This window comes from Planktothrix mougeotii LEGE 06226 (assembly GCF_015207485.1).
In the GTDB taxonomy this organism is placed as follows: domain Bacteria; phylum Cyanobacteriota; class Cyanobacteriia; order Cyanobacteriales; family Microcoleaceae; genus Planktothrix.
This window is the reverse complement of sequence record NZ_JADEWU010000149.1, coordinates 1-3,046: the sequence shown is the minus strand read 5'-3', so window position 1 is coordinate 3,046 and position 3,046 is coordinate 1. Positions and strand designations below refer to the sequence as shown.

3 protein-coding genes are annotated in these 3,046 nt (G+C 45.5%); 1 reads left to right on the top strand and 2 read right to left on the bottom strand.

Annotated elements, in window-relative coordinates:
- Window positions 1–151 precede the first annotated feature (151 nt).
- Complete coding sequence (locus tag IQ236_RS27435) at window positions 152–490, bottom strand: P-II family nitrogen regulator (RefSeq protein WP_072717508.1); 339 nt, start codon at window positions 488–490, stop codon at window positions 152–154.
- Between the two features lie 498 nt (window positions 491–988).
- Here IQ236_RS27435 and ilvB point away from each other — a divergent pair, with 498 nt between their 5' ends.
- Entirely contained in the window at window positions 989–2,824 is a 1,836-nt protein-coding gene (ilvB, locus tag IQ236_RS27430; protein ID WP_193872387.1) for a biosynthetic-type acetolactate synthase large subunit, read from the top strand.
- 18 nt (window positions 2,825–2,842) lie between these two features.
- Here the strand turns inward: ilvB and IQ236_RS27955 are convergent.
- On the bottom strand, window positions 2,843–3,046 hold a 204-nt coding region (locus IQ236_RS27955), incomplete at its 5' end, for a hypothetical protein (RefSeq protein WP_228041898.1).

Here is a 3,046-nt window from a genome sequence, read left to right as displayed (position 1 = left end):
TGGTGCAGCCAATATTCTTCGCAAAGTATCGGCAACATTAGGATTAAATCTTAATGGAGTCAGTAGAGGCGCATTGACTACGCCTTTAAGAATCCGTTTTTGGTGTTCTTAAGAATCCCCGTCTCTTCAGAGCGGGGAGTGTCAAAAACAATTAAATGGCTTCTAAGTTTTTTTCTCCAGTACGAATGCGGATAATTTCTTCCACTGGAGAGATAAAGATCTTACCATCACCAATTTCCCCGGTGCGAGCGGCGGCGATGACTTTCTCCAAAACCATATCCACTTGGCTATCTTCTACAACGATTTCGACTTTGAGTTTTTGCAAGAACTCAACGGTATATTCCGAACCTCGATAACGTTCTGTTTGACCCTTCTGACGTCCGAAACCTCTAACTTCAGAAACGGTCATCCCAACAATACCTGCATTGACCAGGGCTATTTTGACCTCATCAAGCTTAAAAGGCCGAATAATTGCTTCTATCTTCTTCAAGATCCTCACTCCTCAAGCTGAATATTTCGTTTAGTCGTCACTTAGCATTCTATCTTTTGATATCACCGCCAAGAGACTGTTATTTGTAAAATATGCTACAATTGATCTCCAAAATGGAAGATGGGTTTGTTCCTCCTGACACCTCTATCCGAATTTAATCTAAGCCGGATGAACAACGAGGCAAAAGGGGGGAAACTGCCCCAGAGCCAGAGAGATTTTACCATACTTTGGACAGTTGGCTTGACGGTTTCAGAATCGATCTGTAGATTCGGCAATTTTCAGCCGAAGAAAAATCTATCCGATTCCCTTAAAAACTGCACGCGGCTGATATTGTAAAATCTTGTTAAAAGTAGCAGTTTCTCAAGCGTGAGAGCTTGGTAACTTTTAAAATAAAACAACTATGTATGGGCAGGTTAATCAAAAGCATCTTTGAACGTGATTATGTGCATTGAAAAACCTACCCCCCAAGTCAACTAAAACACAGTTTGAGGAATTACTGTGCAACTAAAAACTAAAATAGCTGCAAAACGGGCAACGGGTGCTTACGCATTGATGGATAGTTTGAAACGCCATGGCGTGAAGCATATTTTCGGTTATCCAGGTGGAGCGATTTTACCGATTTATGATGAACTCTATCGCTTTGAAGCCACTGGAGATTTGCAACATATTCTGGTGCGTCATGAACAAGGAGCCGCCCATGCGGCGGATGGTTATGCACGAGCAACGGGTCGAGTCGGGGTGTGTTTTGGCACGTCGGGGCCGGGAGCGACGAATTTAGTCACCGGAATTGCGACGGCCCAAATGGATTCAATTCCGATGGTGGTGATCACCGGACAGGTTCCCCGTGCTGCCATTGGTACGGATGCGTTCCAAGAAACGGATATCTACGGCATCACCCTTCCAATTGTGAAGCATTCCTATGTGGTGCGTGATCCCAAGGATATGGCTCGAATTGTGGCTGAAGCGTTCCATATTGCCAGTAGTGGACGTCCTGGCCCGGTTTTAATTGATATTCCTAAAGATGTAGGTTTAGAAGAATTTGATTATATTCCCGTTAACCCTGGAGAAGTCACCTTACCCGGATATCGGCCAACGGTCAAAGGCAACACTCGCCAAATTAATCAAGCGATTAAATTAATTCGCCAAGCACAACGACCGTTGTTATATGTGGGGGGAGGCGCGATTTCTGCTGGAGCCCATTCGGAAATTCAAGAGTTAGCAGAATTGTTTAACCTACCTGTGACAACTACCCTGATGGGTAAGGGGTCGTTTGATGAAAGTCACCCCCTATCAGTGGGAATGTTGGGAATGCACGGCACCGCCTATGCGAATTTTGCGGTGACGGAATGCGATTTATTAATTGCCGTTGGCGCCCGTTTTGATGACCGGGTAACGGGGAAACTAGATGAATTTGCCTCCCGTGCCAAGGTGATTCATATTGATATTGATCCGGCGGAAGTTGGGAAAAACCGCGCCCCTGATGTTCCCATTGTTGGGGATGTTAGACAGGTGTTAGTGGATTTGTTGCGTCGATGTCATGAAACCGGGGGTGGGACTGAAGCCAGCCAGACGGTGGAATGGTTACAACGAATTGACCATTGGCGGGAAGATTATCCTTTAATTGTTCCCAACTACGAGGATGAGCTTTCTCCTCAAGAGGTGATTGACACCTTGGGGAAAATGGCTCCGAATGCCTACTACACAACGGATGTGGGACAGCACCAAATGTGGGCCGCTCAATTCCTGAAAAATGGCCCCCGTCAGTGGATTTCCAGTGCTGGCTTAGGGACGATGGGCTATGGAATGCCCGCAGCGATGGGAGCAAAAACCGCCCTACCCAATGAAGAAGTGATTTGTGTGGCTGGGGATGCCAGTATTCAGATGAATATTCAGGAGTTGGGAACCCTGAGTCAATATGGCATTCATGTGAAAACCGTGATTGTCAATAATGGTTGGCAAGGCATGGTGCGCCAATGGCAAGAAACCTTCTATGGCGAGCGCTATTCTTCTTCTAATATGCAGCCTGGAATGCCTGATTTTGTGATGTTAGCGCAGGCTTACGGGGTGAAGGGAATAAAAGTGACTCGTCGGGAGGAACTCAAAGAGGCTATTGCAGAAATGTTGGCTTATGATGGCCCGGTATTAATGGATGTGCAGGTGAAACGGGATGAAAACTGTTATCCAATGGTAGCACCGGGTAAGAGCAATGCTCAAATGATCGGTTTACCGGAGCGGACAAAACTCGAAACCATTGAGTTAGTATATTGCAGCAATTGTGGCGCGAAAAACGTAGCCAGCAATCATTTCTGTCCTGAGTGTGGAACTAAACTTTAATTCACGTTATTAACAGGATTAGCAACCCCAATATGGGGTTGTTTTTTTTGTTGATATAAGGTATTGCTCTTGTTGAACGATAGCAAGTCTAAATGACGTGAGTTCGACGAAGCGATCGCTCGAATCAATCCCCATCGTACCCAAAGGTGTCATGATAACTTTGGGGAAATCACTGCCATTTTTTCCCACAATGAGCCAAACAAATTTTCTAAGCGTACAAAT